This window comes from Kitasatospora sp. NPDC094015 (genome assembly GCF_040304075.1).
Classification (GTDB): Bacteria; Actinomycetota; Actinomycetes; order Streptomycetales; family Streptomycetaceae; genus Kitasatospora.
Genome location: NZ_JBEOUL010000005.1, coordinates 19,369 through 45,955 on the forward strand (window position 1 = coordinate 19,369; position 26,587 = coordinate 45,955).

General features: G+C 74.6%; 30 protein-coding genes. 14 read left to right on the forward strand and 16 right to left on the reverse strand.

Translation table 11 applies throughout. The features are described 5' to 3' along the window. Positions 1-121: 121 nt before the first annotated feature. Complete coding sequence (locus ABT014_RS08080; protein WP_350637825.1) at positions 122-1,135, reverse strand: GNAT family N-acetyltransferase; 1,014 nt, start codon at positions 1,133-1,135, stop codon at positions 122-124. 128 nt (positions 1,136-1,263) lie between these two features. On the opposite strand from ABT014_RS08080, the gene fdxA reads away from it, so the two are divergent. Both fdxA and dapC read left to right on the forward strand, forming a co-directional pair. Next, positions 1,264-1,590, forward strand: a complete 327-nt coding sequence (fdxA, locus tag ABT014_RS08085) for a ferredoxin (protein ID WP_350637826.1) — start codon at positions 1,264-1,266, stop codon at positions 1,588-1,590. A gap of 17 nt (positions 1,591-1,607) precedes the next feature. Next, positions 1,608-2,753, forward strand: a complete 1,146-nt coding sequence (dapC, locus tag ABT014_RS08090) for a succinyldiaminopimelate transaminase (protein ID WP_350637827.1) — start codon at positions 1,608-1,610, stop codon at positions 2,751-2,753. Between the two features lie 98 nt (positions 2,754-2,851). Here the strand turns inward: dapC and ABT014_RS08095 are convergent, their stop codons facing one another. Both ABT014_RS08095 and ABT014_RS08100 read right to left on the reverse strand, forming a co-directional pair. Then, entirely contained in the window at positions 2,852-3,589 is a 738-nt protein-coding gene (locus tag ABT014_RS08095) for a hypothetical protein (RefSeq protein ID WP_350637828.1), read from the reverse strand. A gap of 360 nt (positions 3,590-3,949) precedes the next feature. Then, on the reverse strand, positions 3,950-4,978 hold the full coding sequence (locus ABT014_RS08100) for a VldE C-terminal domain-containing protein (RefSeq protein ID WP_350637829.1): 1,029 nt from the start codon (positions 4,976-4,978) through the stop codon (positions 3,950-3,952). A 211-nt stretch (positions 4,979-5,189) separates the two neighbouring features. Between ABT014_RS08100 and dapE the strand changes: the two genes are divergently transcribed. Together dapE and ABT014_RS08110 are read left to right on the forward strand one after the other, a co-directional pair. After that, the gene (dapE, locus tag ABT014_RS08105) at positions 5,190-6,260 is read left to right on the forward strand and encodes a succinyl-diaminopimelate desuccinylase (RefSeq protein WP_350637830.1); all 1,071 of its coding nucleotides are present in this window, start codon (positions 5,190-5,192) and stop codon (positions 6,258-6,260) included. Between the two features lie 102 nt (positions 6,261-6,362). Then, positions 6,363-7,175 (forward strand): LOG family protein, encoded by an 813-nt coding sequence (locus ABT014_RS08110; RefSeq protein WP_350637831.1) that lies wholly within the window; start codon positions 6,363-6,365, stop codon positions 7,173-7,175. 33 nt (positions 7,176-7,208) lie between these two features. Here ABT014_RS08110 and folP read toward each other — a convergent pair whose 3' ends face one another. Beyond that, on the reverse strand, positions 7,209-8,021 hold the full coding sequence (gene folP / locus ABT014_RS08115; RefSeq protein WP_350638093.1) for a dihydropteroate synthase: 813 nt from the start codon (positions 8,019-8,021) through the stop codon (positions 7,209-7,211). Positions 8,022-8,178: 157 nt separating this feature from the next. Here folP and ABT014_RS08120 point away from each other — a divergent pair, with 157 nt between their 5' ends. Then, positions 8,179-8,607, forward strand: coding sequence for a DivIVA domain-containing protein (locus ABT014_RS08120; RefSeq protein ID WP_350637832.1), 429 nt, complete (start codon positions 8,179-8,181; stop codon positions 8,605-8,607). Then, positions 8,604-9,206, forward strand: a complete 603-nt coding sequence (locus ABT014_RS08125) for a DNA-3-methyladenine glycosylase I (RefSeq protein ID WP_350637833.1) — start codon at positions 8,604-8,606, stop codon at positions 9,204-9,206. Before ABT014_RS08120 ends, ABT014_RS08125 begins: the two co-directional genes overlap by 4 nt. A gap of 61 nt (positions 9,207-9,267) precedes the next feature. Here the strand turns inward: ABT014_RS08125 and ABT014_RS08130 are convergent, their stop codons facing one another. Next, on the reverse strand, positions 9,268-10,068 hold the full coding sequence (locus ABT014_RS08130) for an enoyl-CoA hydratase-related protein (RefSeq protein ID WP_350637834.1): 801 nt from the start codon (positions 10,066-10,068) through the stop codon (positions 9,268-9,270). 303 nt (positions 10,069-10,371) lie between these two features. Here ABT014_RS08130 and ABT014_RS08135 point away from each other — a divergent pair, with 303 nt between their 5' ends. Next, on the forward strand, positions 10,372-10,539 hold the full coding sequence (locus ABT014_RS08135) for a DUF3117 domain-containing protein (protein ID WP_350637835.1): 168 nt from the start codon (positions 10,372-10,374) through the stop codon (positions 10,537-10,539). A 112-nt stretch (positions 10,540-10,651) separates the two neighbouring features. Here ABT014_RS08135 and ABT014_RS08140 read toward each other — a convergent pair whose 3' ends face one another. Next, positions 10,652-11,320 carry an O-methyltransferase gene (locus ABT014_RS08140; RefSeq protein ID WP_502894909.1) on the reverse strand — a complete coding sequence of 223 codons (669 nt, stop codon included), beginning with the start codon at positions 11,318-11,320 and terminating at the stop codon, positions 10,652-10,654. Positions 11,321-11,608: 288 nt separating this feature from the next. Between ABT014_RS08140 and sigE the strand changes: the two genes are divergently transcribed. From sigE to ABT014_RS08165, 5 genes are all read left to right on the forward strand, one after another. Further along, positions 11,609-12,319, forward strand: a complete 711-nt coding sequence (gene sigE, locus ABT014_RS08145; protein WP_502894897.1) for an RNA polymerase sigma factor SigE — start codon at positions 11,609-11,611, stop codon at positions 12,317-12,319. Beyond that, the gene (locus tag ABT014_RS08150; RefSeq protein ID WP_350637837.1) at positions 12,316-13,254 is read left to right on the forward strand and encodes a zf-HC2 domain-containing protein; all 939 of its coding nucleotides are present in this window, start codon (positions 12,316-12,318) and stop codon (positions 13,252-13,254) included. The genes sigE and ABT014_RS08150 overlap by 4 nt, the downstream gene beginning before the upstream one ends. 151 nt (positions 13,255-13,405) lie before the next feature. Further along, complete coding sequence (locus ABT014_RS08155) at positions 13,406-13,831, forward strand: sec-independent translocase (RefSeq protein ID WP_350637838.1); 426 nt, start codon at positions 13,406-13,408, stop codon at positions 13,829-13,831. Positions 13,832-13,969: 138 nt separating this feature from the next. Next, positions 13,970-14,680: a hypothetical protein gene (locus ABT014_RS08160; protein ID WP_350637839.1), complete on the forward strand. Its 711-nt coding sequence runs from the start codon at positions 13,970-13,972 to the stop codon at positions 14,678-14,680. A gap of 114 nt (positions 14,681-14,794) precedes the next feature. After that, positions 14,795-15,199 carry a hypothetical protein gene (locus ABT014_RS08165; RefSeq protein ID WP_350637840.1) on the forward strand — a complete coding sequence of 135 codons (405 nt, stop codon included), beginning with the start codon at positions 14,795-14,797 and terminating at the stop codon, positions 15,197-15,199. A gap of 24 nt (positions 15,200-15,223) precedes the next feature. Here the strand turns inward: ABT014_RS08165 and ABT014_RS08170 are convergent, their stop codons facing one another. The 4 genes from ABT014_RS08170 to ABT014_RS08185 form a co-directional block, all read right to left on the reverse strand. After that, entirely contained in the window at positions 15,224-16,384 is a 1,161-nt protein-coding gene (locus ABT014_RS08170; RefSeq protein ID WP_350637841.1) for an Mrp/NBP35 family ATP-binding protein, read from the reverse strand. A gap of 56 nt (positions 16,385-16,440) precedes the next feature. Beyond that, a complete protein-coding gene (locus ABT014_RS08175; protein WP_350638095.1) occupies positions 16,441-16,959 on the reverse strand; it encodes a DUF1003 domain-containing protein in 519 nt (172 codons plus the stop codon). 97 nt (positions 16,960-17,056) lie between these two features. Continuing rightward, on the reverse strand, positions 17,057-18,346 hold the full coding sequence (locus tag ABT014_RS08180; RefSeq protein WP_350637842.1) for a magnesium transporter MgtE N-terminal domain-containing protein: 1,290 nt from the start codon (positions 18,344-18,346) through the stop codon (positions 17,057-17,059). Positions 18,347-18,513: 167 nt separating this feature from the next. After that, the gene (locus ABT014_RS08185; protein WP_350637843.1) at positions 18,514-19,053 is read right to left on the reverse strand and encodes a pyridoxamine 5'-phosphate oxidase family protein; all 540 of its coding nucleotides are present in this window, start codon (positions 19,051-19,053) and stop codon (positions 18,514-18,516) included. 120 nt (positions 19,054-19,173) lie between these two features. On the opposite strand from ABT014_RS08185, the gene ABT014_RS08190 reads away from it, so the two are divergent. Beyond that, positions 19,174-20,112: a DMT family transporter gene (locus ABT014_RS08190; RefSeq protein ID WP_502894898.1), complete on the forward strand. Its 939-nt coding sequence runs from the start codon at positions 19,174-19,176 to the stop codon at positions 20,110-20,112. 61 nt (positions 20,113-20,173) lie between these two features. On the opposite strand, the gene corA is transcribed toward ABT014_RS08190, so the two are convergent. Then, positions 20,174-21,286 (reverse strand): magnesium/cobalt transporter CorA, encoded by a 1,113-nt coding sequence (corA, locus tag ABT014_RS08195; protein WP_350637844.1) that lies wholly within the window; start codon positions 21,284-21,286, stop codon positions 20,174-20,176. A 419-nt stretch (positions 21,287-21,705) separates the two neighbouring features. Between corA and ABT014_RS08200 the strand changes: the two genes are divergently transcribed. Beyond that, the gene (locus ABT014_RS08200; RefSeq protein ID WP_350637845.1) at positions 21,706-22,350 is read left to right on the forward strand and encodes a suppressor of fused domain protein; all 645 of its coding nucleotides are present in this window, start codon (positions 21,706-21,708) and stop codon (positions 22,348-22,350) included. 32 nt (positions 22,351-22,382) lie between these two features. Here ABT014_RS08200 and ABT014_RS08205 read toward each other — a convergent pair whose 3' ends face one another. The 5 genes from ABT014_RS08205 to ABT014_RS08225 form a co-directional block, all read right to left on the reverse strand. Next, entirely contained in the window at positions 22,383-22,997 is a 615-nt protein-coding gene (locus ABT014_RS08205) for a MarC family protein (RefSeq protein ID WP_350637846.1), read from the reverse strand. Between the two features lie 196 nt (positions 22,998-23,193). Continuing rightward, positions 23,194-24,042 (reverse strand): PHP domain-containing protein, encoded by an 849-nt coding sequence (locus ABT014_RS08210; protein ID WP_350637847.1) that lies wholly within the window; start codon positions 24,040-24,042, stop codon positions 23,194-23,196. A gap of 37 nt (positions 24,043-24,079) precedes the next feature. Further along, on the reverse strand, positions 24,080-24,718 hold the full coding sequence (locus ABT014_RS08215; protein ID WP_350637848.1) for a DUF6758 family protein: 639 nt from the start codon (positions 24,716-24,718) through the stop codon (positions 24,080-24,082). 256 nt (positions 24,719-24,974) lie between these two features. Beyond that, on the reverse strand, positions 24,975-25,121 hold the full coding sequence (locus ABT014_RS08220; protein ID WP_350637849.1) for a DUF8834 family protein: 147 nt from the start codon (positions 25,119-25,121) through the stop codon (positions 24,975-24,977). A 489-nt stretch (positions 25,122-25,610) separates the two neighbouring features. Next, entirely contained in the window at positions 25,611-26,474 is an 864-nt protein-coding gene (locus ABT014_RS08225) for an alpha/beta fold hydrolase (protein ID WP_350637850.1), read from the reverse strand. Positions 26,475-26,587 lie beyond the last annotated feature (113 nt).

Here is a 26,587-nt window from a genome sequence, read left to right on the forward strand (position 1 = left end):
CAGCCTTCGTCGGTACGGGATGGGCGGGGCGGTTCGGGGCGGTGCCGGCGGTCCGTGGGCGGTGCCGGGCGGTACGGGGTGGTGCGGGGCGGTACGTGGGGTGGTGCGGGCGGGCCGTGCGCTACTGCTGGGAGAGACGGGCGTAGTGGTAAGTGTGACTGGTCGTGAAGCCCATCCGGTCGTAGAGCGCGAGAGCGGCGGCGTTGTCGGCCTCGACCTGCAGGAAGCCGCCGCGGGCGCCCTCCTCGGCGGCGCGGGCGGCCAGCGCCGCCATCACGGTGGTGGCCAGTCCGCGGCGCCGGGCGTCGGGGGCGACCTCGACGGCGCCGAAGCAGGCCCAGGCGCCGTGCACGGTGATCCGCCCGATCGCCAGCGGTGGCTCGCCGGCCGGTCCCGGCGCGGCGGCGAACCACACCGACGGCCCGCCGTGCAGCACCTGCCGCGCCGCCCGCTCCACCGCGGGCTCGCCGCTCACCCGGCGGTAGAGCGACAGCCAGCCGGCGTCGGCGGTGCGGGACAGCCGGACGGCCTGCGGCTCGCGGGTCGGCGCGGCGAGCGCGGCCAGCGGTGCGACCCGGACCTCGGTGGCGGCCTGCGCGGCGCCGTCCCGCTCCAGTTCGGCCGCCAGCCCGGGCGGCGAGCCGGGGGTGACCACCTCGACGTAGGCGGGCAGCGAGCGGGCCGCGTACCAGTCCCGCACGGCGTCGAGTGCAGCCGGCAGCGGGAGGCCGGGGTCGCCGAGGGTCTGCACCGAGTTGGCCCGGCGGGTGAATCCGGCGGAGGCGCGCAGCGTCCACCCGCCGAGCCGCTGCTGCTCGACGGCGGGCCAGCCGGCCGCCGCGATCCGTTGCAGTTCGGTCGGCGTCGCCTCGGGCATCGGGGCCCGGCGGGCGGGGAAGGGCGGCACCGCCTTGCCGGCCACCAGCAGGTCCTCCGGGAAGGTGACCGACTCCCCGGAGCGCGGAACCACGGTCAGCCCATGATCGTTCCAGGACTCGAGCACCCCGATCGCGTCGCGGAACACCGGGCGGCCGTCCACGACCTCCGACAGGCGGCGGACGGACACCCGTCGCCCCACGTCAGAACGGTCTATCCGGACCTCCGGACGGCCCGTGGCCGGGATTCCACCTGTCATCAAGGGCACCTCCTGTGCATTTGTGGTCTCTGACCCGCGATACTAGGTGCGGGCATCGACGACGCCGCGCTCACCCGCGCGACCGAGTAAACAGTAGGGCGGCAGCCCTTCCGAGGAGGAACGACAGCGTGACCTACGTCATCGCGCAGCCTTGTGTCGACGTCAAGGACAAGGCGTGCATCGAAGAGTGCCCGGTTGACTGCATCTACGAGGGCCAGCGCTCTCTCTACATCCACCCGGATGAGTGTGTCGACTGTGGTGCGTGCGAGCCGGTCTGCCCGGTCGAAGCGATCTTCTACGAGGACGACACCCCGGAGGAGTGGAAGGACTACTACAAGGCGAACGTCGAGTTCTTCGACGACCTCGGCTCGCCCGGTGGTGCTTCGAAGCTCGGTGTGATCGACTCCGACCACCCGTTCATCGCCGCTCTGCCGCCGCAGAACGCCGAGCACTGATCGGTGGCAGCACAGCTGTGAGCATCGAGAACAGCAAGCACGCGCCGCTCCCGGGCCACCCGGGGGCGGCGCGCCGCGTGTCCGACCTCCTGCCGGTGTTCCCCTGGGACAGGCTGGAGCCGTACAAGGCGACCGCGCTCGCCCACCCCGGCGGTCTGTGCGACTTCTCCGTGGGCACGCCGGTCGACCCGGTGCCGGAGCTGATCCAGAAGGCGCTGGCCGCCTCGACGGACACCCCCGGCTACCCGACCGTGTGGGGCCCGCCGGAGCTGCGCGAGGCGATCGCCGGCTGGCTGGCCCGCCGGCTCGGCGCCCGGATCGGCCCGCAGGCCGTCCTGCCGACCATCGGCTCCAAGGAGCTGGTGGCCTGGCTGCCCGGCCAGCTCGGGCTCGGCCCGGGCGACCAGGTCGCGTACCCGCGGCTGGCCTACCCGACCTACGAGGTGGGCGCCCGGCTGTGCGGCGCCGAGCCGGTCGCGTACGACTCCGTGGACGACCTGGACGGCTCCCGGGTCCGGCTGCTCTGGCTGAACTCGCCGTCCAACCCGACCGGCCGGGTGCTGTCCGCCGCCGAGCTGCGCCGAGCGGTGCAGTGGGCGCGCGAGCACCGGGTGCTGCTGGTCAGCGACGAGTGCTACCTGGAGCTCGGCTGGGAGGCCGACCCGGTGTCGGTGCTGCACCCCGAGGTGTGCGGCGACGACCACGAGGGCCTGCTGGTGGTCCACTCGCTCTCCAAGCGCTCCAACCTGGCGGGCTACCGCGCCTCCTTCGTGGCCGGCGACCCGGTGGTGGTGCGGGAGCTGCTGGAGATCCGCAAGCACGGCGGGATGATCGTGCCGGCGCCGGTGCAGGCGGCGACCGTCGCCGCGCTGGCGGACGACGCCCACGTGGCCGAGCAGCGCGAGCGGTACGCCGCCCGGCGCTCGGTGCTGCGGGCGGCGCTGGAGGCGTACGGCTTCCGGATCGAGCACTCCGAGGCGAGCCTGTACCTCTGGGCGACCCAGGACCGGCCGTGCTGGGAGAGCGTGGCGGAACTCGCCGGGCTGGGCATCCTGGTGGCGCCCGGCGACTTCTACGGCCCGGCCGGTGACCGGTTCGTGCGGGTGGCGTTCACCGCCACCGACGAGCGGGTGGCGGCGGCGGTGGAGCGGCTGACCGCCTGACGGCGACGTGCCGAGGGGGCGGGCGCACGGTGTGCGCCCGCCCCCTCGGCGTGCCCCGGGCCGTCCTGCCCCGGGGCCGGTGTCTGCCGGGGCTGCGGTCAGCCGCCCAGGCCGCCGCCGCCGATGCCGCCGAGCAGGCCGCCGATCGGGCCGAGGCCGCCGGTCAGCCCGTCCAGCGGGGTGCTGCCGAGGCCGGGGACGCCGCCCAGCCGGTTCTCGGCGGCCGGGTGGGCCAGCGAGGTCAGGCCGTCGGCGCCGGGGACGGCGTGGGTCAGGCCGGTGAGCGCGTCGGTGCCCGGCAGGCCGCTGGTGGGCAGCAGGCCGCTCGCCGCACCGAGCGGGGAGCTGGCGGCGGAGGCGCTGCGGGTGGTGGCCGGGACCACCTTGTCGGTGACGGCGGGCGCGACCTTGTCGGTCAGCGCCGGGCCGACCCGCTCGACCAGGGCGGGGCCCGCCACGGCAGCCAGCTTGGTGACCGTGCCGGCCGCGGCGGCCGTGCTGGCGGCCGGGGAGGTCACCTTGCCGAGCGACTGGTTGGTGTCCGGCAGCGCGTGCGCCACGGTCTTGCCGGCCGCGTCGGCGGCCAGCGGGACGCCGGTCGCGACGGTCTCCGCGCCGGTCGCGCCGGCGACCTGGCCGAACTCGTGGGCCGTGTCCTGCACCGTCGCGGAGGAGCTGGGCGCGTTGTCGAGCGTGGACGTCAGGCCGGCCCCCAGGTCCGTCTGCGGCACCAGGTCGGCGGCGGACGCGCTCCCGGCGACTGCCATGGGCGCCGCACCGGCTGCTGCGACCAGCAGCGCGGCCTGGGCGATCCGGCGCTTGAGGGGGTGAGACATGGTGCTCCTAAGAGGTGAGGATGCCCGGCGCGGCCCCCGGCGACGGGTGCCGGTGGCGACGGGTGTCCGTCGGGCGGACGACGTGATTACCGCCGCAGGAGCGAGAAGGTTTCGGGCCGTCAAGGTAAAGGGGACCTAAAGATCGGACGATCCGCTTTCTGGCATTCGGGACAAATCGACCCGGTCGAGCGTGGCCGAAGAATCGTCACTCCCCTTGGTGCGACAGGTCGGCGCAAGCCGCCGCCGGGCCCGGTGCGCCACCCGGCCCGGCGCTCCTCGGCGGTAACCCTGGATTGACGCGAATCACCCGTTGGGCGGTAACCCGCTCACCAGTCCGTCAAGCCGTCCGCGGGCTCCCGGTCACTTCTTGGCCGGGGCTCCGAGCCCGACCAGCACCTGGTCGGTGCCCGAGCTCTCGGTCTGCGCCTTCCAGCCGTCCTTGGGCCGGTCCACCCGCCAGACCTTGCCGTCGTAGACCACGCTGCCGATCCCGAGGTCCTGGGCCTGCGCCACCGCCCACTGGGCGACCGCCCAGCCGGCCTGCCGGGTCGCGTTCGGCCCGGAGTCGGCGGTCGCGGTCGGCTGCGGGGTGAGCGCCAGCATCTCGCGCGGGTCCTTGCCGGCCTTCGGGGCGGGGGCCACCGAGACCGCCCGGCCGAACTCCCGGCGCACCCGGTCGGTCAGCCCGACCGGCTGCTGGCCGGCGGCGGGGGAGGCGCTCGCGGCGGCCGGGGCCGCGGCGGAGGCCGGCGGCGAGGAGGTCGGGGCGGCCGGCGCCGGGCCGGAGAGCTCGTGCACCACGCAGGTCAGCGCGGCCGGCTCGCGTCCGGTCAGCGCGGCGGCCACCAGCGTCGCATTGGTCTCGTGCTTGGCGTACGCCTGCGGGAATCCGCTCTTCTGCACCTGCTGGGCCGCGTCGGTGAGCGGCAGCCGGGCGTACCCGGGCACCTTGACCAGGCTGTCCAGGAACTTGTTGGTGGCGTAGACCGGGTCCTTGATCTGGGCCGCCGTGCCCCATCCCTGGGACGGGCGCTGCTGGAACAGGCCGACCGAGTCGCGGTCGCCGCCGTCCAGGTTGTGGATCTTGGATTCCTGCATCGCGGTGGCCAGCGCGATGGTCACCGCGCGCTCCGGCAGCCCGCGGGAGAGCGCCACCGCGGTGATCGTCGCGGCGTTGGCGGCCTGCACCAGGTCCAGCGTGCCGGAGCCGGCGGCGGTGTCGATCCGGCAGCCCTCCGGCGGCGCGGAGAGCTTGTCCCGGTTGAGGTACAGCACCAGTCCGGCCACCACCAGCAGGGCCACGAACCCGGTCGCCAGCCGCCGCAGCGGCCGGCCGCGCCGCCGCTTGCGCCCGGAGCCGCCCGGTCCGCCGCCCGTCTCCTCGGACACCTGAGCTCCTCTCGTCCGATCACACCGCCCGCACACCGTACCCAGTCGGACGCCCGGGTGCCCCGCCCCGGTTGCCGGACCACCCCGCCGACCTGCGCACCGACGGCCGGCGCGGGCCCGCCACCGCGCTCTCACCCGGCCCGCCACCCCGCCCGCGCCGGGCCCGGGCGGTCGGGCCCCGGGCGGGCGGCCACCGATAGGCTGGGCGACCATGAGCAGCCCGAACCCGCGCCTCGACCTGACCCTCGACGGCGGCGCCCTGACCGCGCAGCTGGTCGACTTCCCGTCCGTCAGCGGCGACGAGCAGCCGCTCGCCGACGCGGTCGAGGAGGCCCTGCGCGCCTTCCCGCACCTGACCGTCGAGCGGTACGGCAACAACGTGGTCGCCCGCACCACGCTGGGCCGCACCGAGCGGGTGCTGCTGGCCGGCCACCTGGACACCGTGCCGATCGCCGACAACCTGCCCTCGTACGTGGACGGCGACCTGCTCTACGGCTGCGGCACCTCCGACATGAAGTCCGGCGTCGCGGTGCAGCTGCGGCTGGCCGCCACGCTGAGCGAGCCCAACCGCGACCTCACCTACGTCTTCTACGACTGCGAGGAGATCGAGGCCTCCCGCAACGGCCTCGGCCACCTCGCCACGCACCGGCCCGACTGGCTGGAGGCCGACTTCGCGGTCCTGCTGGAGCCCAGCGGCGCCGTGGTCGAGGGCGGCTGCCAGGGCACCCTGCGGGTGCAGGTCACGCTCACCGGGACCCGGGCCCACTCGGCCCGCAGCTGGCTCGGCGACAACGCCATCCACCATGCCGCCGAGGTGCTCACCCGGCTCGACCGGTACCGGGCGCGCACGGTGGAGATCGACGGGCTGGAGTACCGCGAGGGCCTGAACGCCGTCCGGATCGACGGCGGGGTGGCCGGCAACGTGATCCCCGACGAGTGCGTGGTGACCGTCAACTTCCGCTACGCGCCCGACCGTTCGCAGGAAGAGGCGCAGGCCCACGTCCGCGAGGTGTTCGAGGGCTACCAGGTCACCGTCACCGACTCCGCGCCCGGCGCGCTGCCCGGCCTCGGCCGGCCCGCCGCCCAGGACTTCCTGGCCGCGGTCGGCGGCCGGCCCCGGGCCAAGTACGGCTGGACGGACGTGGCCCGGTTCACCGCCCTCGGCGTCCCGGCCGTCAACTACGGCCCCGGCGACCCCAACCTCGCCCACAAGCGCGACGAGCACTGCTCGCTGACCGCGATCGCCGAGGTCGAGGAGCGGCTGCGCGGCTGGCTGGGCTGAGTCCGGCGGGGCTCACGGGGCGTACGGGGCGCGGCCGGCGGTTTCACCGGACGCCCTCCGGCGTTTCCCGAAAAGACGTCATCGCAGGCGTAGGGTTTCGTCATGACAGCCACAGGAGATGACACGAACGACGGGACCGGGCCGGAGGAGTTCGGCGCGCCCGAGCGCAAGAAGCCCTGGCCGGAGAAGCAGAAGGGCCCGGTGCTGCTGCGCCGTGACCAGGTCGGCACCAGCACCACGGACCAGCGCCTGCTGGACACCACCGGCCCGACCGACTGGCTGCACACCGACCCGTGGCGGGTCTGGCGGATCACCTCCGAGTTCGTCGAGGGCTTCGGCGCGCTCGCCGAACTCCCGGCCGCGATCAGCGTCTTCGGCTCGGCCCGGACCCCGGTGGACTCGCCCGAGTACGCGGCCGGCGTGGCCATCGGCCGGGCGCTCTCCGAGGCCGGCTACGCGGTGATCACCGGCGGCGGGCCGGGCGCCATGGAGGCGGCCAACCGCGGCGCCTCGGACGCCGGCGGGCTGAGCGTCGGCCTCGGCATCGAGCTGCCGTTCGAGCAGGGGCTGAACGAGTTCGTCGACCTCGGCCTGAACTTCCGGTACTTCTTCGTCCGCAAGACGATGTTCGTGAAGTACTCGCAGGGCTTCGTGGTGCTCCCCGGCGGCCTGGGCACGCTGGACGAGCTGTTCGAGGCGCTGACCCTCGTGCAGACCAAGAAGGTGACCCGGTTCCCGGTGATCCTCTTCGGCACCGCCTACTGGGGCGGCCTGGTCGACTGGCTGCGCGACACCCTGGTCGCCCAGGGCAAGGCCTCGGCCGCGGACCTGGAGCTGTTCCACGTCACCGACGAGATCGACGACGTGCTCAAGATCCTGGAAGCGACCCGCCGGCCGAACGGCACCCCGGCCTGAGACCGGCCGCCGACCGGGGCCGGCCGCCGGCGCTCACGCCAGCCCGCGCCGGGCGACCGCCGGCGGCCGGGTGCCGCGGATCGAGGCCACCATGTCGAGCACCTGCCGGGTCTCCGCGACCTGGTGCGCCCGGTAGATCCGGGCCCCCAGCCAGGCGGAGACCGCGGTGGTGGCCAGCGTGCCCAGCAACCGCTGGTCGACCGGGCGGTCCAGGGTCTCGCCGACGAAGTCCTTGTTGGAGAGCGAGACCAGCACCGGGAAGCCGGTCGCCGTCATCTCCGGCAGCCGCCGGGTGGCCTCCAGCGAGTGCCGGGTGTTCTTGCCGAAGTCGTGCCCCGGGTCGATGATCAGCGCGTCCCGGCGGACCCCGAGCGCGGCGGCCCGCTCGGCCAGCCCCACGGTGACCTCCAGGATGTCGGCCATCACGTCCGGGTAGCCGGTGCGGTGCGGCCGGGTCCGCGGCTCGGCGCCGCCCGCGTGGGTGCAGACCAGCCCCACGTCGTACCGGGCGGCGACCTCCGCGAGCTTCGGGTCGGCCCCGCCCCAGGCGTCGTTCAGCAGGTCCGCGCCCACCTCGCAGACCGCCTCGCCGACCTCGTGGCGCCAGGTGTCCACGCTGATCACGGCCGCCGGGTGGCGCTCGCGCAGCTGCGCCACGAACGGCACGGTGCGGCGCAGCTCCTCCTCGACGGTGACCTCCTCGCCCGGCCCGGCCTTGACCCCGCCGATGTCGAGGATGGCCGCGCCCTCGGCCACCGCGCGGTCGGCCGCGGCGAAGGCGGCCTCGTCGGCGAAGGTCGCGCCCCGGTCGAAGAAGGAGTCCGGGGTCCGGTTGACGATGGCCATGATCACCAGTTCGTCGTCGCCGAACTCTCGCGGCCCAAGGCGCAGTGCCACCGGTGTCTCCTCCACAGCTTCTCCGGGTGCAATGATGGGCCCCGGCCTACCGGGGTCCATGATCCCACCTCTGTCGAGGCCGACCGGGAACTCTGGAGGACAGCTCGTGTTCTGGGTGATCGTGGTGGCGATGGCCGTGGTGGTCGGCGGCGCCGCGCTGGTGGCGCTGGGCGGCGGTGGCACGCTGCCGGAGGCGGAGCACGACCGGATGACGGTCAGGTTCCCGCAGGACCGCCCGCTGAACCGGTTCGACGTGGACGGCCTGCGGCTGCCGATGGCGCTGCGCGGCTACCGGATGGACGAGGTGGACGACGTGCTCGACCGGCTGGCCGCCGAGCTGGCGCACCGCGACGAGCGGATCGCCGAGCTGGAGGCGGCCGCGGTGGTCCGCGGCGCGGTCGAGGCCGGCGCCGAGGGCGAGCCGGGCGCGGAACCGCTGCCGGGGCTGGAGGACTTCGCCAAGGTGGTGGGCGGCGCCGAGGCCGCCGGCCGGCAGCCGGCCGACCGGTCGGGCGAGCGGTCGGGCGAGCGTTGAGCGGGGCGGTGCCCGGGCCCGACGGGCTGCTGCGCTGCCCCTGGGGCGAGTCGGCCGACGACTACCGGGTCTACCACGACACCGAGTGGGGCCGGCCGGTGCACGGCGAGGACCCGCTGTTCGAGCGGATCAGCCTGGAGGCCTTCCAGTCCGGGCTGTCCTGGATCACCATCCTGCGCCGCCGGGAGGGCTTCCGGGCGGCGTTCGCGGGCTTCCGGATCGCCGAGGTCGCGGAGTTCGGACCGGCCGACGCCGAGCGGCTGCTGCAGGACGAGGGCATCATCCGCAACCGGGCGAAGATCGAGGCGACCATCGCCAACGCCCGGGCCGCCCGCGAACTCGACGGCGGCCTGGACGCGTTGGTCTGGCGCTTCGCCGCCGGTCCGGACCGGCCGGCCCCCCGCACGCTCGCGGAGGTGCCGGCCGTCACGCCGGAGTCGACGGCGCTGGCCAAGGAGTTGAAGAAGAACGGCTTCCGCTTCGTCGGCCCGACCACCGCGTACGCGCTGATGCAGGCCTGCGGGCTGGTCGACGACCACCTGGTCGACTGCCACGTGCGCACGGACCGCCCGCCGCACCCCGAGGCCGCCGGGGCCTGAGCCGGGCCCGGGCGGCGGCCGGGGCGCGGGAGCGGGGGCGGTGCCCCGCCCGGGGCGCGGGTCAGCGGCCCAGGTAGACCGGCTTCTCCTTGGCCAGGAAGGCCCGCACCGCGATCCGGTGGTCCTCGCTGTCGCCCGCGAGGGTCTGCAACTCGTCCTCCTTGTCGAGCAGTTCGCTCAGCGAGTGGTCGGCGCCGTAGGCCAGCGACTCCTTGATCGCCCCGTACGCCACGGTCGGACCCTCGGCCAGCTCCCGGGCGAACTCCAGCGCGACGGAGGCGAGTTCCGCGGCCGGGACGACCCGGGTGGCGAGCCCGAGGTCGAACGCCTCCGCCGCCTTCACGGTGCGCGGGAACATCAGCAGCTCGGTGGCCCGGGCGTGGCCGACCAGCCGGGGCAGCGTCCAGGAGGCGCCGGAGTCGGCGGTGAGCGCGATCCCGGCGAACGCGGTGTTGAACCCGGCGGTGTCGGCCACGATCCGGAAGTCGCAGGCGAAGGCGAGCGAGGCGCCGGCGCCGGCCGCCACTCCGCCGACCGCCGCCACCGTGGGCTTGCGCATCCCGGTCAGCGCCCGCACCAGCGGGTTGTAGTGCTCCGAGACGGTCTTCAGCGGCGCCGAGCCGGTCTCCTCGGCCTGCTTGAGCAGACCCAGGTGCTCCTTGAGGTCCTGCCCGACGCAGAACGCCCGGTCCCCGGCGCCGGTCAGCAGCACCGCGCGGACCGCCGGGTCCTCGCCGGCCGCCGTCACGGCGTCCCGCAGCGCGACCTTGGTGGGCACGTCCAGGGCGTTCATCGCCTCCGGCCGGTTGATCGTGATGACGGCCAGGCCGCGGTCGATGTCGTACAGCACGGAGTCGGTCATGGGCTGAGGGCTCCCGGGAGTCGTGGGGCGGTCCTTGCACGGATCCAGGCCAGCATGACGGAGGCCGGGGCGCCCTGGGGAGTGTGAGGTATCGCACCCCGCGACAGCGTGTCGAACACCGCCCGGGGCGCCCGGGACCCCGCCCGCGGACGCCTCCGGAGGGCCTGCCGGGCCCGCTGGCGAGGGCGATGTTGGTCATCGGGGCGCCGCATGCGGGATAATGGCTTCCGATCAATGCGTTCGATACCGGCGGTGGACGGACTTCCGGTACGGAGCTGCGCGGTTGCAGGAAGGGGAACGAGCATGGCGGCCATGAAGCCGCGGACGGGCGACGGCCCGCTCGAGGTCACCAAAGAGGGGCGAGGCATCATCATGCGCGTTCCGCTGGAAGGCGGTGGGCGCCTGGTGGTGGAACTCACCCCTCAGGAGGCCGAGGAGCTGGGCGAGGCGCTGAAGAAGGTCTGCGACTGACCTAGCGGGAGCTGCCCTCGTCTCCCGGAGCTGTGTGCGGGGCCCGCGTCCGAGCAGGACGCGGGCCCTTCGCATGCCCGGGGCCGGCGGCTTCGCCGGTGCCGGTCCGGGGTCAGCGCTTGACGGCGCACAGCAGCCCGTCGCTGACCGGGAGCAGCGCGGGCAGCAGCAGCTCGCTCTCCCGGACCTCGCGGACCAGCTCCCGCACGGCGTGCGTCTGCGGGTCGTGCTGGTCGGGCTCGGCCAGCCGGCCCTCCTGGAACACCCCTTCGAAGCAGACCATCCCGCCGTGCCGCAGCAGCCGCAACGATTCTGCAAGGTACTGCTGGGATTCGGCGGGGTCGCCGTCGCAGAACACCAGGTCGTACTGGCCGTCCGCGAGCCGGGGCAGCACGTCCAGCGCCCGGCCGGGGATGAACCGGGACCGGTTCGCCGCGAAGCCGGCCGCGTGGTACGCCTCGCGGGCGTACTGCTGGCGCACCGGTTCCGAGTCGACGGTGGTGAGCACGCCGTCCGGCCGCATGCCGCGCAGCAGGTAGACCCCGGAGACGCCGGTGCCGGTGCCGATCTCCGCCACCGCCTTGGCGTCCAGTGCCGCGGCCAGCAGCCGCAGGCACGCCCCGCCGCTCGGGCCGATCGCCCGGATGCCGGTCCGCGCGGACAGGGACCGGGCGTAGGTCAGCACCGCGTCCTCGCCCACGTAGGTGTCCGCGAGGGCCGCGCGCGCGGGCCCGAAGTCGGTGATGGCTGCCTCTCCCCGAGCGGCGGATGCCGACCTGATGTCGACATTTTCAGCCACACACTACTGGCCGGGCGGGAACCGCGTTCGGCGACCGGCCGTTGTCACCTCACGGGAGCGGCGATCCGGGTGCGCACCGACCCCGCGCGGGCCGCGGGCCCGCCCGGTCAGGTGGTACTCGAGCGCTCTTATCCGGATCCGACGGGTGAGGTGGATATGGTGGTGGCCCTGCTGGGCAGAAGAGCCGACCGAGGAGGTGTGGCCGAGGGCGACGTCCCTGTGCGGCGGCACTTCCGCGGCACCACGTCGGCCCGTACGCCGAAGCCCGTGATGAACCAGTCTGTGCAAACCCCCCTGGACACGTCGACCGCAGCCGACCACCCGGTGGCCGAGGTCGCCGCCACGCGCGCGACCTTCGCAGAGGGGCCCGACGCGCAGGGCTGGACGCCGCCCAGCTGGGAGGAGATCGTCGAGGCGCACAGCGCCCGGGTCTACCGCCTGGCCTACCGGCTGACGGGCAACCAGCACGACGCCGAGGACCTGACCCAGGAGGTCTTCGTCCGGGTCTTCCGCTCGCTGTCGACCTACACCCCCGGCACCTTCGAGGGCTGGCTGCACCGGATCACCACCAACCTCTTCCTCGACATGGTCCGCCGACGGCAGCGGATCCGCTTCGACGCCCTCGGCGACGACGCGGCCGAGCGGCTGCCGAGCCGCGAGCCCAGCCCCGCCCAGCACTTCAGCGACACCCACTTCGACGCCGACGTCCAGCAGGCGCTGGACACCCTCGCGCCGGAGTTCCGGGCCGCCGTGGTGCTCTGCGACATCGAGGGCCTGTCGTACGAGGAGATCGCGGCCACCCTGGGCGTCAAGCTCGGGACCGTCCGCAGCCGGATCCACCGCGGCCGCTCGCACCTGCGCGCCGCGCTCAAGCACCGCGCCCCCGGCACCGTGCCCGGCCGCGCCCGGCGCGGCGGCTCCGAGGAGCCGCTGCCGGTCGGCGCCGTGCCGACCGGTGAGAGCGACCGGGGGGGCTCGTGAGCGGCGGCGGTCCGGCCGAGTCCGGCCGCGCCCGGCGCGGGCCGGGCCGGCTCCAGCTGGGCCGGCGCAGCGAGGAGGGCACGGTCGGGCTGCGCCCCGGCCCGGGCCGCCCGCCCGAACCGGCCGCCGACGAGCACCACCTCGGTGACCGCCTCTCCGCCTACCTCGACGGCGAGCTCGGCCACGACTCCCGCGAGCGCGTCCAGGCCCACCTGGCGACCTGCCCCGAGTGCCTGGCCGAGGCCGACGAGGGCCGCGCCGTCAAGCACCTGCTGACCCGTACCGGCACCCCCGCACCCTCCTCGCTGCTGATGTCCCGGCTGATGGCGGTCGCCGCCCTGCCGGACGACGAGCACCGCGACGGCCCGGGCGGCGGCGAGAGCGTGCCGCCGGCGGCCGCCGAGGCCGCCGCGGGCACCTTCGGCGGCAGCCGGCTGACCGGCGGCTCCTTCGGGCGTGGCGCGGGCTCCTCCTTCGGCGGCGGAGCGCTCGGGGCCGAGGCGCCGATACCCGGCGTCGACCCCCGGGCCGAGCGCCCCGGTCCGCAGCCCTTCGGCACCGGCCGGCGCGGCCTGCTGCCCTCGGTGCGCCCGCTGGCCGCCGCCACCGAGGTCCCGCTGCTGCGCCCGGCCGCCCCGCGCGGGCGCCGCCTGGTCTTCGCCGCCGCCGGGGCCTTCTCGGTGGCCGCCGTCACGCTCGGCGGTGTCGGCGCCGGCGTCGGCGACGAGCAGCACAGCACCACCGTCACCCCGGTCCGCGGCCCCGGCAGCGGAGCCGTCCTGCCGGTCACCGCCGAGATGCCGGTGGACTACCCGGTGCGGTACCGCGCCGCGTCCCCCTCCCCGGACACCGGCCAGCAGCCGCCGCGGGCCGCCCAGCCGCCCGCGCAGCCGGCCGCCACCCCGGTGGGATACCCCAACCAGCTGCTGCGCTGAGCCGCCCGGGCAGTGGCCGGCGGGCAGCGGGGAAGCTCTTCACCACCGCTTCATCGTGCGAAGGGGCACGGATCGGCCGGTGGCCATTACGCTGTACTGACCGTTGTCCGCAGAGCTCATCGGGTTCGTCATCAGGAGCTGGGGAGCTTACGTGTTCACTGACATAGGCCCACTCGAGGTCATCACCCTGCTCGTGATGGCCGTGGTGATCTTCGGTCCGGACAAGCTCCCCAAGCTGATCCAGGACACCATGGGCTTCGTCCGCAAGATCCGGTCGTTCGCGGACAGCGCCAAGGAGGACATCCGCAACGAGCTCGGCCCGGAGTTCCAGGACTTCGAGTTCCAGGACCTGCACCCGAAGACCTTCGTCCGCAAGCAGCTGCTCGGCAGCACCGAGGACCCGCTGGGCTTCAAGGAGCTCAAGGACGGCCTGGACCTCAAGTCGGTGCTGAACGACGAGCCCGCCGGCGCCGCCACGGCCGCCGCGGCAGCCGCCCCGGCCACCAACCTGACCAAGAGCCCGGCCACCCCGCTGGCCGCCGACGAGCGGCCGCCGTACGACCTCGACGCCACCTGAGAAGCGCTCTCCGCGCCCCGCCCGGCCACCCGGCTGAGCGGGGCGCAGCCGTGTCCGCCGCTATTGTGCTGAATGCCGCGGGGGGCGCCGATCCGGAGCGCGCCGCGGGACGGAGACCTGTGTGGAGGAGGCGGCCGGATGGACGCGACGAGTCGTACGGTGGGGACGGCCCCGGCGGGGGCGCCCGGTGCGCCCGGGCCGGAGCACCCGGTGACGGGCGGCAGGAAGCCGGCCGAGCCGGTGGACCCGATGGCGCCCTACCAGGCGGCCGACTTCCCCTGGTACGGGCTGGACGACGGCTGGACCGGCCGGCGCTGGCTCGGCCAGGTCGGCGCCGGACCGGGGATCCGCACCCCGCAGCAGGACGCGGGCGCGGACTACGGCACGCTGGGCCACGGCGACGAGCCGGCCAAGCAGCCGGAGGCCCGCGACGTCCGCCGGTTCGCCGTGGTGGTCACCGTCGCCCGCAGACCCGGGCGCCGCAGCGCCGACAACACCGGGACGCTGGAGGCCACCTCGGCCTCCTCGGCGGCCTGGCTGGCCGGCTCCGGCCTGCTCGCCGCGACCTGGCCGGGGCAGCTCGACCGGGCGCTGCGCCAGGACTGGATGGACCAGCAGTCCGCCCTCGCCTGGGACCTCGCCGACGACCTCGACGGCCCCGGCTGGTCCTCGCTCACCCTGCCGGTGAGCGGCCTGCCGCAGCCGTTCCGCTACCGCGAGTCGGAGTACGGCTGGGTGCTGGCGGGCGAGGCCCCGGGCGTCCTGCTCGGCGCCTACGGGCGGGGTGTCAGCGCGTACGGCGTGGGGTTCGGCGCGGTGGCGGACCTCGGGGTCTACCGCGGCCGCTGAGCGCCCGCCGGCGCCGCCCGCCGTATCGCGCCCGACCGGCCCGCGCGCCGACACCTGCCAAACCATCGGCCGGTTCGTTGCGCGGGCCCGCGGGCCGGCGGTGTCATGGGTGCCATGGCGCAGCGACCTCAACGACCCACGCTCAAGCAGCGGTTCGGCCCGTACCCCCTGGGCGGGCCGCGCACGACCTGGCAACGCCTGGACCGGGCCAGGACCGACTCGGGCTGGCCCCTGCTCACGGTCAACCTGGCGACCTACGCGCTGTTCGCGGGGTACGCGCTGACCCGGGGTCCGCTCCTGTGGGCCGGGCTCGGGGCAGCCTTCGCGCTGGGCGCCGTCCGCACCTGCTACGTGATGCTCTGCGTGGCCCGCGGCCGTACCACCGCGCCCGCCGCCGCACCGCACCGGAGCGCCGCCCGCCCCACCCCGCTCACGGCGCCCCGCCCACGCAAGCGCGGGGCGGCCCCGGGACACGCCCCGGAACCGCCCCGTCCCACCGTCGAGCAACTGGCCGCCTGACCCGCGGGCCGGTGGCCAGGCGGCTCAGAACTTGTTCTTGGGCGTGAGCCCGAGGGAGAGGCCTGACAGGCCGCGCTGGCGGCCGCCGAGCTTGCCCGCGATGGTGCGCAGGGCGGCGCCGGCGGGGGAGTCGGGGGCGGCGAGCACGACCGGGCGGCCGTCGTCGCCGCCCTCGCGCAGCCGGACGTCGATCGGGATCGACCCCAGCACCGGGACGCTGGCGCCGACCGAGCGGGTCAGCGCGTCGGCGACGGTCTGGCCGCCGCCGGTGCCGAAGACGTCGATCAGCTCGTCGCAGTGCGGGCAGGGCATGCCCGACATGTTCTCGATCACGCCGACGATCTTCTGGTGGGTCTGCAGCGCGATCGTGCCGGCCCGCTCGGCCACCTCGGCGGCGGCCATCTGCGGGGTGGTGACGATCAGGATCTCGGCGTTCGGGACCAGCTGGGCGACCGAGATGGCGATGTCACCGGTGCCCGGCGGCAGGTCGAGCAGCAGCACGTCCAGGTCGCCCCAGTAGACGTCCGCCAGGAACTGCTGGAGGGCGCGGTGCAGCATCGGGCCGCGCCACACCACCGGGGCGTTGCCCGGGGTGAACATGCCGATCGAGATGACCTTCACGCCGTGCGCGGCCGGCGGCATGATCATGTCCTGGACCTGGGTGGGACGGCCGTCCACGCCCAGCATCCGGGGCACGCTGTGTCCGTAGATGTCGGCGTCGACCACGCCGACCTTGAGGCCGTCGGCGGCCAACGCGGCGGCCAGGTTGACCGTCACCGAGGACTTGCCGACCCCGCCCTTGCCGGAGGCGACCGCGTACACCCGGGTCAGGGTGCCGGGCTTGGCGAAGGCGATCTCCCGCTCGGGGGCACCGCCGCGCAGCAGCTGGGAGAGCTCCTTGCGCTGCTCGTCACTCATCACGTCCAGATCGACCTCGACCCCGCTCACCCCGGGCACCCGGCCGACGGCCTCGGTGACCCGGTTGGTGATGGTCTCGCGCATCGGGCAGCCGGAGACGGTCAGGTACACCGCGACGCGGACCGCGCCGCCGTCGGCGATCTCGACGGATTTCACCATCCCGATCTCGGTGATCGGACGGTTGATCTCCGGGTCGTGCACCGTCGCCAGGGCCTTGCGTACGGACTCCTCCGTCACGCCGGCCGCAACCTCTGTCTCGTTGGCCATGCCTTGATGGTACGGCGCCCGGCCGGGCCCCCGACCCCCCGGTAACGTGCCGACGGTCACAGCACCTCGGGGGCGCCCCGGCGCTCGTCCAGCTCCTTGAGCAGTCCCTGGAGTTCCGAGCGCAGGAAGTCCCGGGTGGCGACCTCGCCGAGGCCCTGCCGCAGCGCCGCGACCTCCCGGGTCAGGTACTCGGTGTCGGCGATGTTGCGGTCGCTGCGGGCCCGGTCCTGCTCCATGTTGACCCGGTCCCGGTCGGCCTGCCGGTTCTGCGCCAGCAGGATCAGCGGGGCCGCGTAGGACGCCTGGAGCGAGAGCATCAGGGTGAGGAAGATGAACGGGTAGTCGTCGAAGTGCACGCTGTCCGGCAGCAGGGTGTTCCAGACCACCCAGACCAGCACCACCACCGTCATCCAGACGATGAACCGCCCGGTGCCCAGGAAGCGCGCGATCCGCTCGGAGAGCTGGCCGAAGGCCTCCGGGTCGTACGCCGGCAGGCTGATCAGGCCGGGCCGGCCGGTGCGCGGCTGGTCGAGCCGGATCCGGGCGCTGCCGCTCGGGCTCTCGGTGCGCTGCATCCGGGTGCCCTCGCGCACCCGCAGCTCGCGCAGCTGCCGCAGCTGCCGCAGGTCGCCCTGGAGCCGCTGGCGCGGGCCGTCCTCGCGCCGCTTCCGGTCAGCGTCCACCGGCCGCCTCGCTCTCGTGCTCGTGGGTGTCGCCGTGCAGCGCCGCCTCGCGCCAGTCGTCGGGGAGCAGGTGGTCGAGCACGTCGTCCACCGTCACGGCGCCGAGCAGGTGGTCCGCCTCGTCGACCACCGGGGCGGCGACCAGGTTGTAGGCGGCCAGGTAGCTGGTGATGAGCGGCAGCGGGGTGGCGGCGGGCAGCGGGTCGAGGTCGTCGTCGACGATCGAGCCGACCAGGGTGTACGGCGGCTCCCGCAGCAGGCGCTGGAAGTGCACGGTGCCGAGGTACTTGCCGGTGGGGGTCTCGGTGGGCGGCCGGCAGACGTACACCTGGGCCGCCAGCGCCGGCTTGTTGTCGGAGATCCGGACCCGGGCCAGCGCCTCCGCCACGGTGGAGTCCGGCTCCAGCACGATCGGCTCGGTGGTCATCAGCCCGCCCGCGGTGTCCTCCTCGTACGACAGCAGCCGGCGCACCGAGGCGGCGTCCTCCGGCTCCATCAGCCGCAGCAGCCGCTCGGCGGCCTCCTCGGGGAGGTCGGAGAGCAGGTCGGCGGCGTCGTCCGGGTCCATCGCCTCCAGCACGTCGGCGGCCCGCTCGTCCTTGAGCTTGCCGATGATCTCGACCTGGTCGTCCTCGGGCAGCTCCTCCAGGACGTCGGCCAGCCGGTCGTCGTCGAGGGCGGCGGCCACCTCGGCCCGGCGCTTGGCGGACAGGTGGTGCATCACGTTGGCCAGGTCCGCCGGACGCAGCTGTTCGAAGGTGGCGAGCAGGTTGGCCGCGCCCTGGCCCTCCTCGGCGAGCGAGAAGCCGGTGACGGCCGACCAGTCCAGGGTGAGCGTCTCGCCCTTCGCCTTGCGCAGCCGGCCGACCTTGCCGACCTGCACGAAGACCTTGCTGATCTCCCACTCGCGGACCCGGGTCTGGACCATCGCCACGTCCAGGACGGTGACCTCTTCGCGGCTCTTCACCCGGGTGACGGTGCGGTCCAGCAGTTCGGCCAGCACCAGCGTCTCGGAGGGGCGCTGTTCGAACCGGCGCATGTTGATCACGCCGGTGGTGAGCACCTGGCCGGACTCCAGGCTGGTGACCCGGGTCATCGGCAGGAAGATCCGGCGGCGGCCGACCACCTCGACCACCATGCCGAGCACCCGCGGCGGGCGTCCGCCGATCCGCAGCGACACCACCACGTCGCGCACCCGGCCGACCTGGTCGCCGTTGGGGTCGAAGACCGCGACCCCGGAGAGGTGGGAGATGAAGACCCGGCTGCCCGGCCCCGCCATGGCTGCTCCCCTCTCCGACCCGCTCGGACCCGTACCGCCTCGCCCGGACCCGCACCGGCGCGGCGGCCTGACGGGCCCAGGCTACCCGCGCGGCCACCGGGCAGCCCGCCGACCAGCGGCGGGGTGTGACGGGCCGCCACCGGGGACGGCCCCGACCCGCCCGCGGCTCAGCGCTTGCGGCGCTTCAGCAGCAGCTTGGGCAGCCCCGCCGGGATCGCCAGCCGGGTGGTCGCCGGGGACGGCATCGGCTCGGCCACCAGCGAGCCGTCCGGCATCGCCCCGGGCTGCTCGCCGAGCGGGCCGGCCGGGGCCAGCCGCAGCACCCGGCACTCGCGGGCCCAGCGCTCGCCGATGGTGTCGGTGTCCGGGGCGTTCAGCCGCTTGCCCTTGAGCTCCTCCACCGCGCCCTGCCAGGCCTCGCTGCCCGGTGCCAGCTCGCCGACGGTGGCCGGCCAGCTGGTGAGCCGGCCCCACTTGTCCTTGCTGCGCACGGTCACCGTGGCGGTGGACCCGGCGGCCAGACCGTGCAGCGGCTGCTCGGCACCGTCGCCGACCACCACCACCGCGCCGTCGTGCCAGGCGTGCCAGACGGCACGCGCCTGCTGCTGCCCCTCGGCCCGCACCCAGAGCAGGCCGGACTTCTTCGCGGCCTCCTCCAGCAGAGCGCGGTCGAGGAGGTCGGCTGCCGTGGTGGTCGAAGGCTCCATGGCGGACAGCGTACGGCCTGGGCGTCCACCACCCGTCTCACCGGGCAGGACGTCAGTGCCATGGGGCGGTGAGAGGCCTTACCGTGGTCGGGTTCCGTCCCTCCCCTCCCGAGGAGAGCTGTGCCTGCCGCCCCGACCGACGAGGTCACCGCAGCCGCCCCGGCCCGGGCCGGCGACGCCGCCGGTCGGCCGCCCGCGCTGCCCCGCGTCGACCTGCTGCTGCTCGCCGTCTCGGTCGGGGGCATCTCGCTCTCGGCCCCGCTGATCAGCGCCACCGCCGCCCCGGCGCTGGCCATCGCGTTCTGGCGCAACGTCATGGCGGTCGGCGTCCTCGGGCCGTACGCGCTGCTGCGCCACCGGGCCGAGCTGCGCGGGATCGGCCGGCGGGCGCTGCTGCTCGCGATGGCCGCCGGGGCGCTGCTGGCGCTGCACTTCGGGCTCTGGATGCCGAGCCTGCGGATGACCTCGGTGGCCTCCGCCACCGCCCTGGTGACCACCACCCCGCTGTGGACCATCCTGCTGCTGCGGCTGCTCGGCCACCGCCCGCCCCGGCTGGTCTGGCTCGGCACCTGCGTGGCCTTCCTCGGCGTGCTGGTGCTGACCGGGGTCGACCTGTCGCTCTCCCCGCGCGCGCTGCGCGGCGACGCGCTGGCACTCCTCGCCGGCCTCGCCGCGGCCGGCTACATGCTGCTCGGCGCCGAGGTCCGGCGGACCGTCAGCACCACCGCGTACACGCTGATCTGCTACGCCACCACCGCCGTGGTGCTGCTCGGCACCTGCCTGCTGACCGGGATCGGGCTGTCCGGCTGGTCGGCCGGGGTCTGGTGGCAGATCGCCCTGCTGATGGTCGCCGCCCAGCTGCTCGGCCACTCGCTGAGCAACCGGGTGGTCCGCACGCTCGGCCCCTCGGTCACCTCGACCGCGATCCTGCTGGAGACGCCGGGCGCGGCCCTGATCGCCGCGTTCTGGCTGGGCCAGTGGCCGCCGGTGGCGGCCTACCCGGCGGTCGGGCTGATCCTGGTCGGCCTGGTGCTGGTCGCCCGCGGCGGCCGCCGCTGACCACGGCGGCCGGGCCGATCCGCCCGGCCCCGTTGCCGCACCGGCCGGACCGGGCCCGCCGCTACAGCCAGCCGTTGCGGCGGAAGCCCCGGTACATCCCGACGCAGATCACCAGCACGCTGCCGAGCACCAGCGGGTAGCCGTACTTGTGGTGCAGCTCCGGCATGTAGTCGAAGTTCATGCCGTAGATGCCGGTGATCATGGTGGGCACCGCGAAGATCGCCGCCCACGCGGTGATCTTGCGCATGTCCTCGTTCTGCGCGACCGACACCTGGGCGAGGTTGGCCTGGAGCAGCGAGTTGAGCAGCTCGTCGAAGCCGTGCACCTGCTCGGTCACCCGGGCCAGGTGGTCGGCGACGTCCCGGAAGTACTTCTGGATGTCCGGGTCGACCAGCCGCTGGAGCGGGTCGGAGAGCAGCTGCATCGGCCGCAGCAGCGGCGCCACCGCGCGCTTGAACTCCAGCACCTCGCGCTTGAGTTGGTAGACCCGGCCGACGTCGGCGCCGCGGCCGCCCTTGTTGGCGAAGACGTCGAACTCGATCTCGTCCACGTCGGTCTGCAGGCGGTCGGCGACCAGCAGGTAGTTGTCGACCACCTGGTCCGCGATCGCGTGCAGCACCGCGGCCGGCCCCTTGGCGAGCAGCCCGGAACCGTCGGCGTCGGCCTCCAGCCGGTGCCGCAGCTCGTGCAGCGAGCTGTGCCCGCCGTGCCGGACGGTGATCACGAAGTCCCGGCCGGCGAAGACCATCAGCTCGCCGGTCTCGACCACCTCGCTGGTCGGGGTCAGCTGGTCGTGGTCGACGTAGCGGATGGTCTTGAACACCGCGAAGAGCACGTTGTCGTAGCGCTCGACCTTCGGGCGCTGGTGCGCGTGCACCGCGTCCTCGACGGCCAGCGGGTGCAGGCCGAACCGCTGGGCGATGCCCTCGAACTCGGCCTCGGTGGGCTCGTGCAGGCCGATCCAGCTGAACGAGCCCTCGTCCTCCTGCCGGAACAGCTTGACCAGTCGCGCCGCCTCGCGCGGGCTGCAGGCCTCGCCGGCCCGCTTGCCGTGCTGGTAGACCGCGCAGTCGACGACCGCCGAGGTGGGGTTGCCGGGGTGCATCGGGTCGTACGGGTCCGTCCGGCGGCGGCCCGGACGGACGGCGGCGCGCAGGCTGTTGATCATCGACATGGCAGCAGGCTCCTTGGGCAGGGGCCGTCGCACGGCGGTGCTGGGAAGGGCCGGATGCGACGGCGGGAACACCGGTGGATGCCGGGGCCGGTGTGCAGCGGGCAGGCTGCGGGGTGTCCAGGAAACCTGCCAGGGGCGGAGTTTGGACGGTTCGGCTCCGGGGAAGGTGCTCTCCCGACCGCGCGTACGCCGGCCTGTCTACCGCGAGATCAACGCTGGCGGCGCAGGAGGCGAGCAGGTCGGGCAGAGCTGCCGGTACTGCATGGTCGGCTGGTATCCACCGCAACCACCTCCTTCATGCCGCGGCTCCGGGCGTCAGAAGACCCGGGTAGCCATCTCCTCACACTAACAGCTATGAGTGCGGCCGTGTTGGAGTGTGCCCGAACCTGCCCGCGCGGCCGGGCGCTAAGGTCGCCTGCATGTCGCACGATTTCCCGCTGTTCGGTGATTTCTCCTCCCCTGACGAGCCGTCGGACCTCTCGCGCGCGGCGGTGCTCGCGGCCGTCGAGGCGCGGCTGCTGACCACCTTCGGCGAGCCGGCCGGCCGGGCCTCCGTCACCTTCCTGGGGGCCGACCGGATCGAGGTGCTGCGCTTCGGCCCGGACGGCGACGGGCTGGTCCGGTACGCGACGCTGGGCATGGCGGCGGCGCCGATGGCGGACCCGTCCGCGGTGGTCGCCGATCCGGTCCGCGGGCCGCGGGCCGAGTTGGTGCTCAGCGTCCGTGGGGGGCGCGACGAGGTGCTCCGCACGCTGGCCACCTTCGCCGCCACCCCGCAGGTCGAGGGCCTGGTGGTGGCCCCGGGAGGATCGCTGGACGTGGGCGACCCGCTGTGGCCGGGCGCGCCGTTCACCTCGGTCCTGGTGGCCGAGCCGGGCGGCCTGGTGGCTGACCTGGAGCTGGCCGACCCGGCGGACCCGGTGCGCTTCCTGCCGCTGCTGCCGATGACCCCCAACGAGGCCGCATTCAAGCGGGTGCAGGGCGCCGCCGCCCTGGAGGAGCGCTGGCTGCGGCACGGCACCGACCTGCGCGACCCGCAGCGGCGCGCGGTGCCGCTGGACTGACCCGCCGCCACCCGGACCGCCCCGGGGGCGGGTCAGTCGTAGGACTTGATGAACGCGAACACCCCGCTGGCCACCAGCTGGACGGCGATCGCGGAGAGCAGCAGCCCGGAGAGTCGGGTGATCAACACCACACCGCCCTCCTTGATGATCCGGATGATCACCAGCGAGAAGCGCATGGTCAGCCACAACACCACGTGCATCGCGACGATCGCCGTCCACACGGCCGCGTACTCGGCGCCGCCGTCCGCCTTCTGCACCGCCAGGATCACCGCGACGATCGCGCCCGGGCCGGCCAGCAGCGGGGTGCCGAGCGGCACCAGCGCGACGTTGACGTCCTTGGTCTGGGTCGGCTCCTCGATCTTGCCGGTCAGCAGGTCGAGGGCGATCAGCAGCAGCAGGATCCCGCCGGAGACCTGCAGCGCGGGGATCGAGACGTGCAGGTAGTCCAGGATCTGCTGGCCGAACAGGCCGAAGCAGGTGATCACGCCGAGCGCCACCGCGGCCGCCTGCCAGGCCATCTTGCGCTGCACCCGGGCGGCCCGGCCGGAGGTCAGCGCGAGGAAGATCGGGATGGTCCCCGGCGGATCCATGATCACGAAGAGGGTGACGAAGAGCGAGCCGAACACGGTGGTGTCGAAGAGGCTCACCGGTCGGCCCGGCCCTGCTGCTGCTCGCTCATCTCGCGGCTCTCGACTCGGAGGACCATGGGGAGGATTGTCCGAGTCTGTCATGAGATGCACGATTTCGGCCGCCTGACGGATCGGCGGCGGGCCGGGCAGCGGGCAGCGGGTGGGGCGTCCGGTGGTGACGGGCGGTGGTGCGGGCCGGTGGTGCCGCCGGCGCTCAGCCGGTGAGCGGGCGGGCCCCGGTGGCCTGGGCGACCAGCGCCTCGTACACCGCCGGATCGGTGGTCCACTCGCCGAGCCGGACCGTCTTGCGGTGCCCGTGGTAGTCGCTGGATCCCGTGGTGAGCAGGCCGAGTTCGGCCGCCAGGCCGCGCAGCCGGGCCCGGGTCGGCTCGTCGTGGTCGGTGTGGTCCACCTCCAGCGCGGCCAGGCCGGCTTCGGCCAGCTCGGCGATCACCTGGTCGGAGACGGTGTCACCGCGCTTGGACGCGCCGGGGTGGGCGAACACCGGCACGCCGCCGGCGGCCCGGACCAGCCGGACGGCCGTCACCGGGTCGGTCTCGTGCTTGCGGACGTCGGCCCGCCCGCCGTTGGCCAGCCACTCGGCGGTGAAGGCGTCCGAGACGGTGGCCACCACCCCCGCCTCGACCAGCGCGCTGGCGATGTGCGGGCGGCCCACCGAGCCGTCGCCGGCGATCCGCTGCACCTGCTCCCAGGTGATCGGCGCCCCCAGCTCGCGGCAGCGCTCGACCACCGCCCGCCCGCGCCGGAACCGGTCGGTGCGCACCAGCTCCCGCTCGGCGGCGAAGGCCGGCTCCGCGGGGTCGAAGAGGTACGCCAGCAGGTGCAGGCTGATCCCATCGGTGTGGCAGGACAGCTCCGCGCCCGGCACCAGGGTCAGCCCGGTGTCGGTGAGCGCCGCGGCGGCCTCGGCGTGCCCGGCCACCGTGTCGTGGTCGGTCAGCGCGACCACGTCCAGCCCGGCGGCCACCGCTGCCGCGACCAGTTCGGCCGGGGTGTCGGTGCCGTCGGAGGCGTTGCTGTGGGCGTGCAGGTCGATGCGCACGGGCGGGGCTCCTGTGGGTCGGGTGGCCCCAGGATAGTCAGCCGAGCAGGCGTGGGGAGAGGGCTCCGCAGGGGAGCAGGCCGAGCTCGGCGCCCGCGTCCCGCAGGTCGGTGATGACCAGCTCGTCGTGCATCAGCAGGGCGGACTGCTCGGGCCAGGCGATCGCCCAGAGCCACAGGCCGCGGGCCTCGCCGACGTACACCGCGCGGTCCGGCGGCGCCTCCGGCACGTGGAACATCGGGGTGGGCCGGCCGGCCGCCATCAGCTTGGCGTCGGCGGGCTTGTAGAGCGAGACCGAATCGCCCGGATCCGGGCCGGGCAGCCCCGCGTACCGGGCGCCGAGGCCGACGCCGAGCTCCTCGGCGACCAGCATCAGCTCACCGAACCCGCCCAGCGGGGCCGGGCCCGAGCAGGCGACCGCGGTGGCGCGGGCGCCCGAGAGGTCGTCACCCGCGTGCGAGATGCCGGTGAACAGCCAGCCGACCGGCAGCGGCCAGGGCAGCCAGACGGGCACCTGGGAGCGGGCCACGGCCACGCTCAGGGCTTCCACGCTGGGGGGCAGCACCGGCTGCATCGGGTAGACGCCGCCGTGCTGGTCACACTGCCAGGTGTCGGAGAAGAGGCCTGGGGCGCGGACCCGACCGGCGCACCTCGGGCAGCTTGGCTCGCCCCTCATAGCCGACAACGGTCCTCCCTCCGGTCCGCCGCGTCAAGGACGGTCACCCGTACGTGGTGCGTCGCGCCAGTCGGCCGGGTGCGGCCGGTGGCGGGTGCGGCCGAGGTAGGGCATGTCCCGGGAGTCGCGGTGCCAAACACCGGGCTGGTGGGGGGCCGTGCCCGGACGCACCGACGCCCCGTCGTCCACGAGGTGGAGGCGGGGCGTCAGTCGGGTATCGGAGGGTCGGACGCGGCGTCGGCCGGTCCGGCTCCGGTCAGATCGCCTTGCACGGGCGGATGTAGAGGCGTTCGCCGGTCAGTTCGGCGGCCTTGAGGTACTCGCGGACGGTCTCCGCGTCGGCGATCAGGCGGTCGGTGGTGGCGCCCTGGGCGCCGTCCAGGCGGAGGATCTCGAAGCGCATGGGCCTCTCCCTTCCTGGCCCCGGTGTCCGGGGCGTCGTCGGCCGAGGCTGGCTCGGCCCTGGTGCGGGCGGTTGTCCGGTCGTCGCTGCGGGTGCCCGCATCGCTCCCCCGTCGGCGGTGGTGCTCCGGCGGCCGTGCGTCGGAGCCCTGGAGCACCGGGTGCGGTGGCGGAGCCTCGATCACGACGGTGCCGGATCGGTGCTTCCGGTCGATTGCCCGGCCGTCACATCCCGGTTTCGGGTGACCTCGTCGGCGAGGCAGCGCGGATCGGCCCCGGGCAGGGGCGGTCGACAGGGGTGGGCGGGCGTACTGATTCCCGGACAGAATCAAATATTACCCGAGCTAACGACTTTTGTCGCGTGACTTGTGACGCCCCGGTGAACCGGCTGCGGCGGACCGCTGCCGGCGCGGGGTGCGGGCGGGTGTGGTGGGGTACGAAGGACCGCGGCCGGGCTACGCCGGTCCGCGGGTCGACGGGCGGGGCGGGCTCAGCCCCAGAACGCCGCCAGGGCGGCGGCCGTGGCGGCCGGCTGCTCGGCGTTGGGGGAGTGGCCGGCGCCCTCGACGACCACCAGCCGGGCGCCGAGGCGCTCCGCCATCCGGGCCTGCTCCTCGACCGGCCAGGCGTAGTCCTGGACCCCGGACACCACCAGCTTGGGCAGCCGGACCTCGGCCAGCTCGCCCACCCGGTCCGGTGCGGACACCAGGTGGCTGCCCATGGTCGACAGCGCCTGCGGCACGTTGGCCAGCCAGCGGCGGTGCAGGAACTCGGCGACCGGCGCCGCCAACGGCTCGGCCGGGGCCTTCTCCATCTGCTGCATGACCTGCCAGATCGGCTCCAGCTCCATGGTGACGAGCGCGTCGACCAGCAGCTTGGTCCGGGCGGCCTCGGCCGGGTCGATCGGGCCGGGCCCGGTCGACAGCAGGGTCAGCGAGGCCCAGGGCAGCGGGCCCTCGGCCGCCAGTACGGCCTCCCGGGCCACCTGGCCGCCGAAGGAGTGGCCCAGCAGGTGCAGCGGACCACCGTCGGTCAGGGTCTCGGTCAGGGCCTCGGCCAGGGCCCGGACGTCCCGGCCCAGCTCCGCCACCGCGTACGCGGCGGGGTCGGCCGGCCCGCCGGTCTCGTACTGGCCGCGCTGGTCCACCGCCACCACCCGGTGGCCGGCTGCCGCCAGCGGCTCCAGCAGGGCGATGAAGTCCTCCTTGCTGCCGGTGAAGCCGGGCACCAGCAGCGCCGTGCCGCGGGCCGCGCCGGCCGGCTCGGCCACCAGCGCGGCGAACTCCCCGCGCGCGGTCGGCAGCCGCAGGGCCCGGGCGCAGCCGGGCAGGGTCAGGAACGGCGGGGTGCTCATCGGGGCGGGCTCCTCCGGTACCGGGATCGGGTGGTCCGAGCTTACGGCGCGGGCGCCCGCCGGAAGGCCGCCGGGGCGGTGGAAACGCCGCAGGTGGGGCGGGGGCGCCGGCC

Bases quoted from the DNA above. Each gene is read 5' to 3' on its own strand.
- ABT014_RS08080 (WP_350637825.1), bottom strand. From the start codon at position 1,135: ATGACAGGTGGAATCCCGGCCACGGGCCGTCCGGAGGTCCGGATAGAC.
- ABT014_RS08095 (WP_350637828.1), bottom strand. From the start codon at position 3,589: ATGTCTCACCCCCTCAAGCGCCGGATCGCCCAGGCCGCGCTGCTGGTC.
- dapE (WP_350637830.1), top strand. From the start codon at position 5,190: ATGAGCAGCCCGAACCCGCGCCTCGACCTGACCCTCGACGGCGGCGCC.
- ABT014_RS08110 (WP_350637831.1), top strand. From the start codon at position 6,363: ATGACAGCCACAGGAGATGACACGAACGACGGGACCGGGCCGGAGGAG.
- folP (WP_350638093.1), bottom strand. From the start codon at position 8,021: ATGGCCATCGTCAACCGGACCCCGGACTCCTTCTTCGACCGGGGCGCG.
- ABT014_RS08130 (WP_350637834.1), bottom strand. From the start codon at position 10,068: ATGACCGACTCCGTGCTGTACGACATCGACCGCGGCCTGGCCGTCATC.
- ABT014_RS08135 (WP_350637835.1), top strand. From the start codon at position 10,372: ATGGCGGCCATGAAGCCGCGGACGGGCGACGGCCCGCTCGAGGTCACC.
- sigE (WP_502894897.1), top strand. From the start codon at position 11,609: ATGAACCAGTCTGTGCAAACCCCCCTGGACACGTCGACCGCAGCCGAC.
- ABT014_RS08160 (WP_350637839.1), top strand. From the start codon at position 13,970: ATGGACGCGACGAGTCGTACGGTGGGGACGGCCCCGGCGGGGGCGCCC.
- ABT014_RS08165 (WP_350637840.1), top strand. From the start codon at position 14,795: ATGGCGCAGCGACCTCAACGACCCACGCTCAAGCAGCGGTTCGGCCCG.
- ABT014_RS08170 (WP_350637841.1), bottom strand. From the start codon at position 16,384: ATGGCCAACGAGACAGAGGTTGCGGCCGGCGTGACGGAGGAGTCCGTA.
- ABT014_RS08175 (WP_350638095.1), bottom strand. From the start codon at position 16,959: ATGCAGCGCACCGAGAGCCCGAGCGGCAGCGCCCGGATCCGGCTCGAC.
- ABT014_RS08180 (WP_350637842.1), bottom strand. From the start codon at position 18,346: ATGGCGGGGCCGGGCAGCCGGGTCTTCATCTCCCACCTCTCCGGGGTC.
- ABT014_RS08185 (WP_350637843.1), bottom strand. From the start codon at position 19,053: ATGGAGCCTTCGACCACCACGGCAGCCGACCTCCTCGACCGCGCTCTG.
- corA (WP_350637844.1), bottom strand. From the start codon at position 21,286: ATGTCGATGATCAACAGCCTGCGCGCCGCCGTCCGTCCGGGCCGCCGC.
- ABT014_RS08200 (WP_350637845.1), top strand. From the start codon at position 21,706: ATGTCGCACGATTTCCCGCTGTTCGGTGATTTCTCCTCCCCTGACGAG.
- ABT014_RS08215 (WP_350637848.1), bottom strand. From the start codon at position 24,718: ATGAGGGGCGAGCCAAGCTGCCCGAGGTGCGCCGGTCGGGTCCGCGCC.
- ABT014_RS08220 (WP_350637849.1), bottom strand. From the start codon at position 25,121: ATGCGCTTCGAGATCCTCCGCCTGGACGGCGCCCAGGGCGCCACCACC.
- ABT014_RS08225 (WP_350637850.1), bottom strand. From the start codon at position 26,474: ATGAGCACCCCGCCGTTCCTGACCCTGCCCGGCTGCGCCCGGGCCCTG.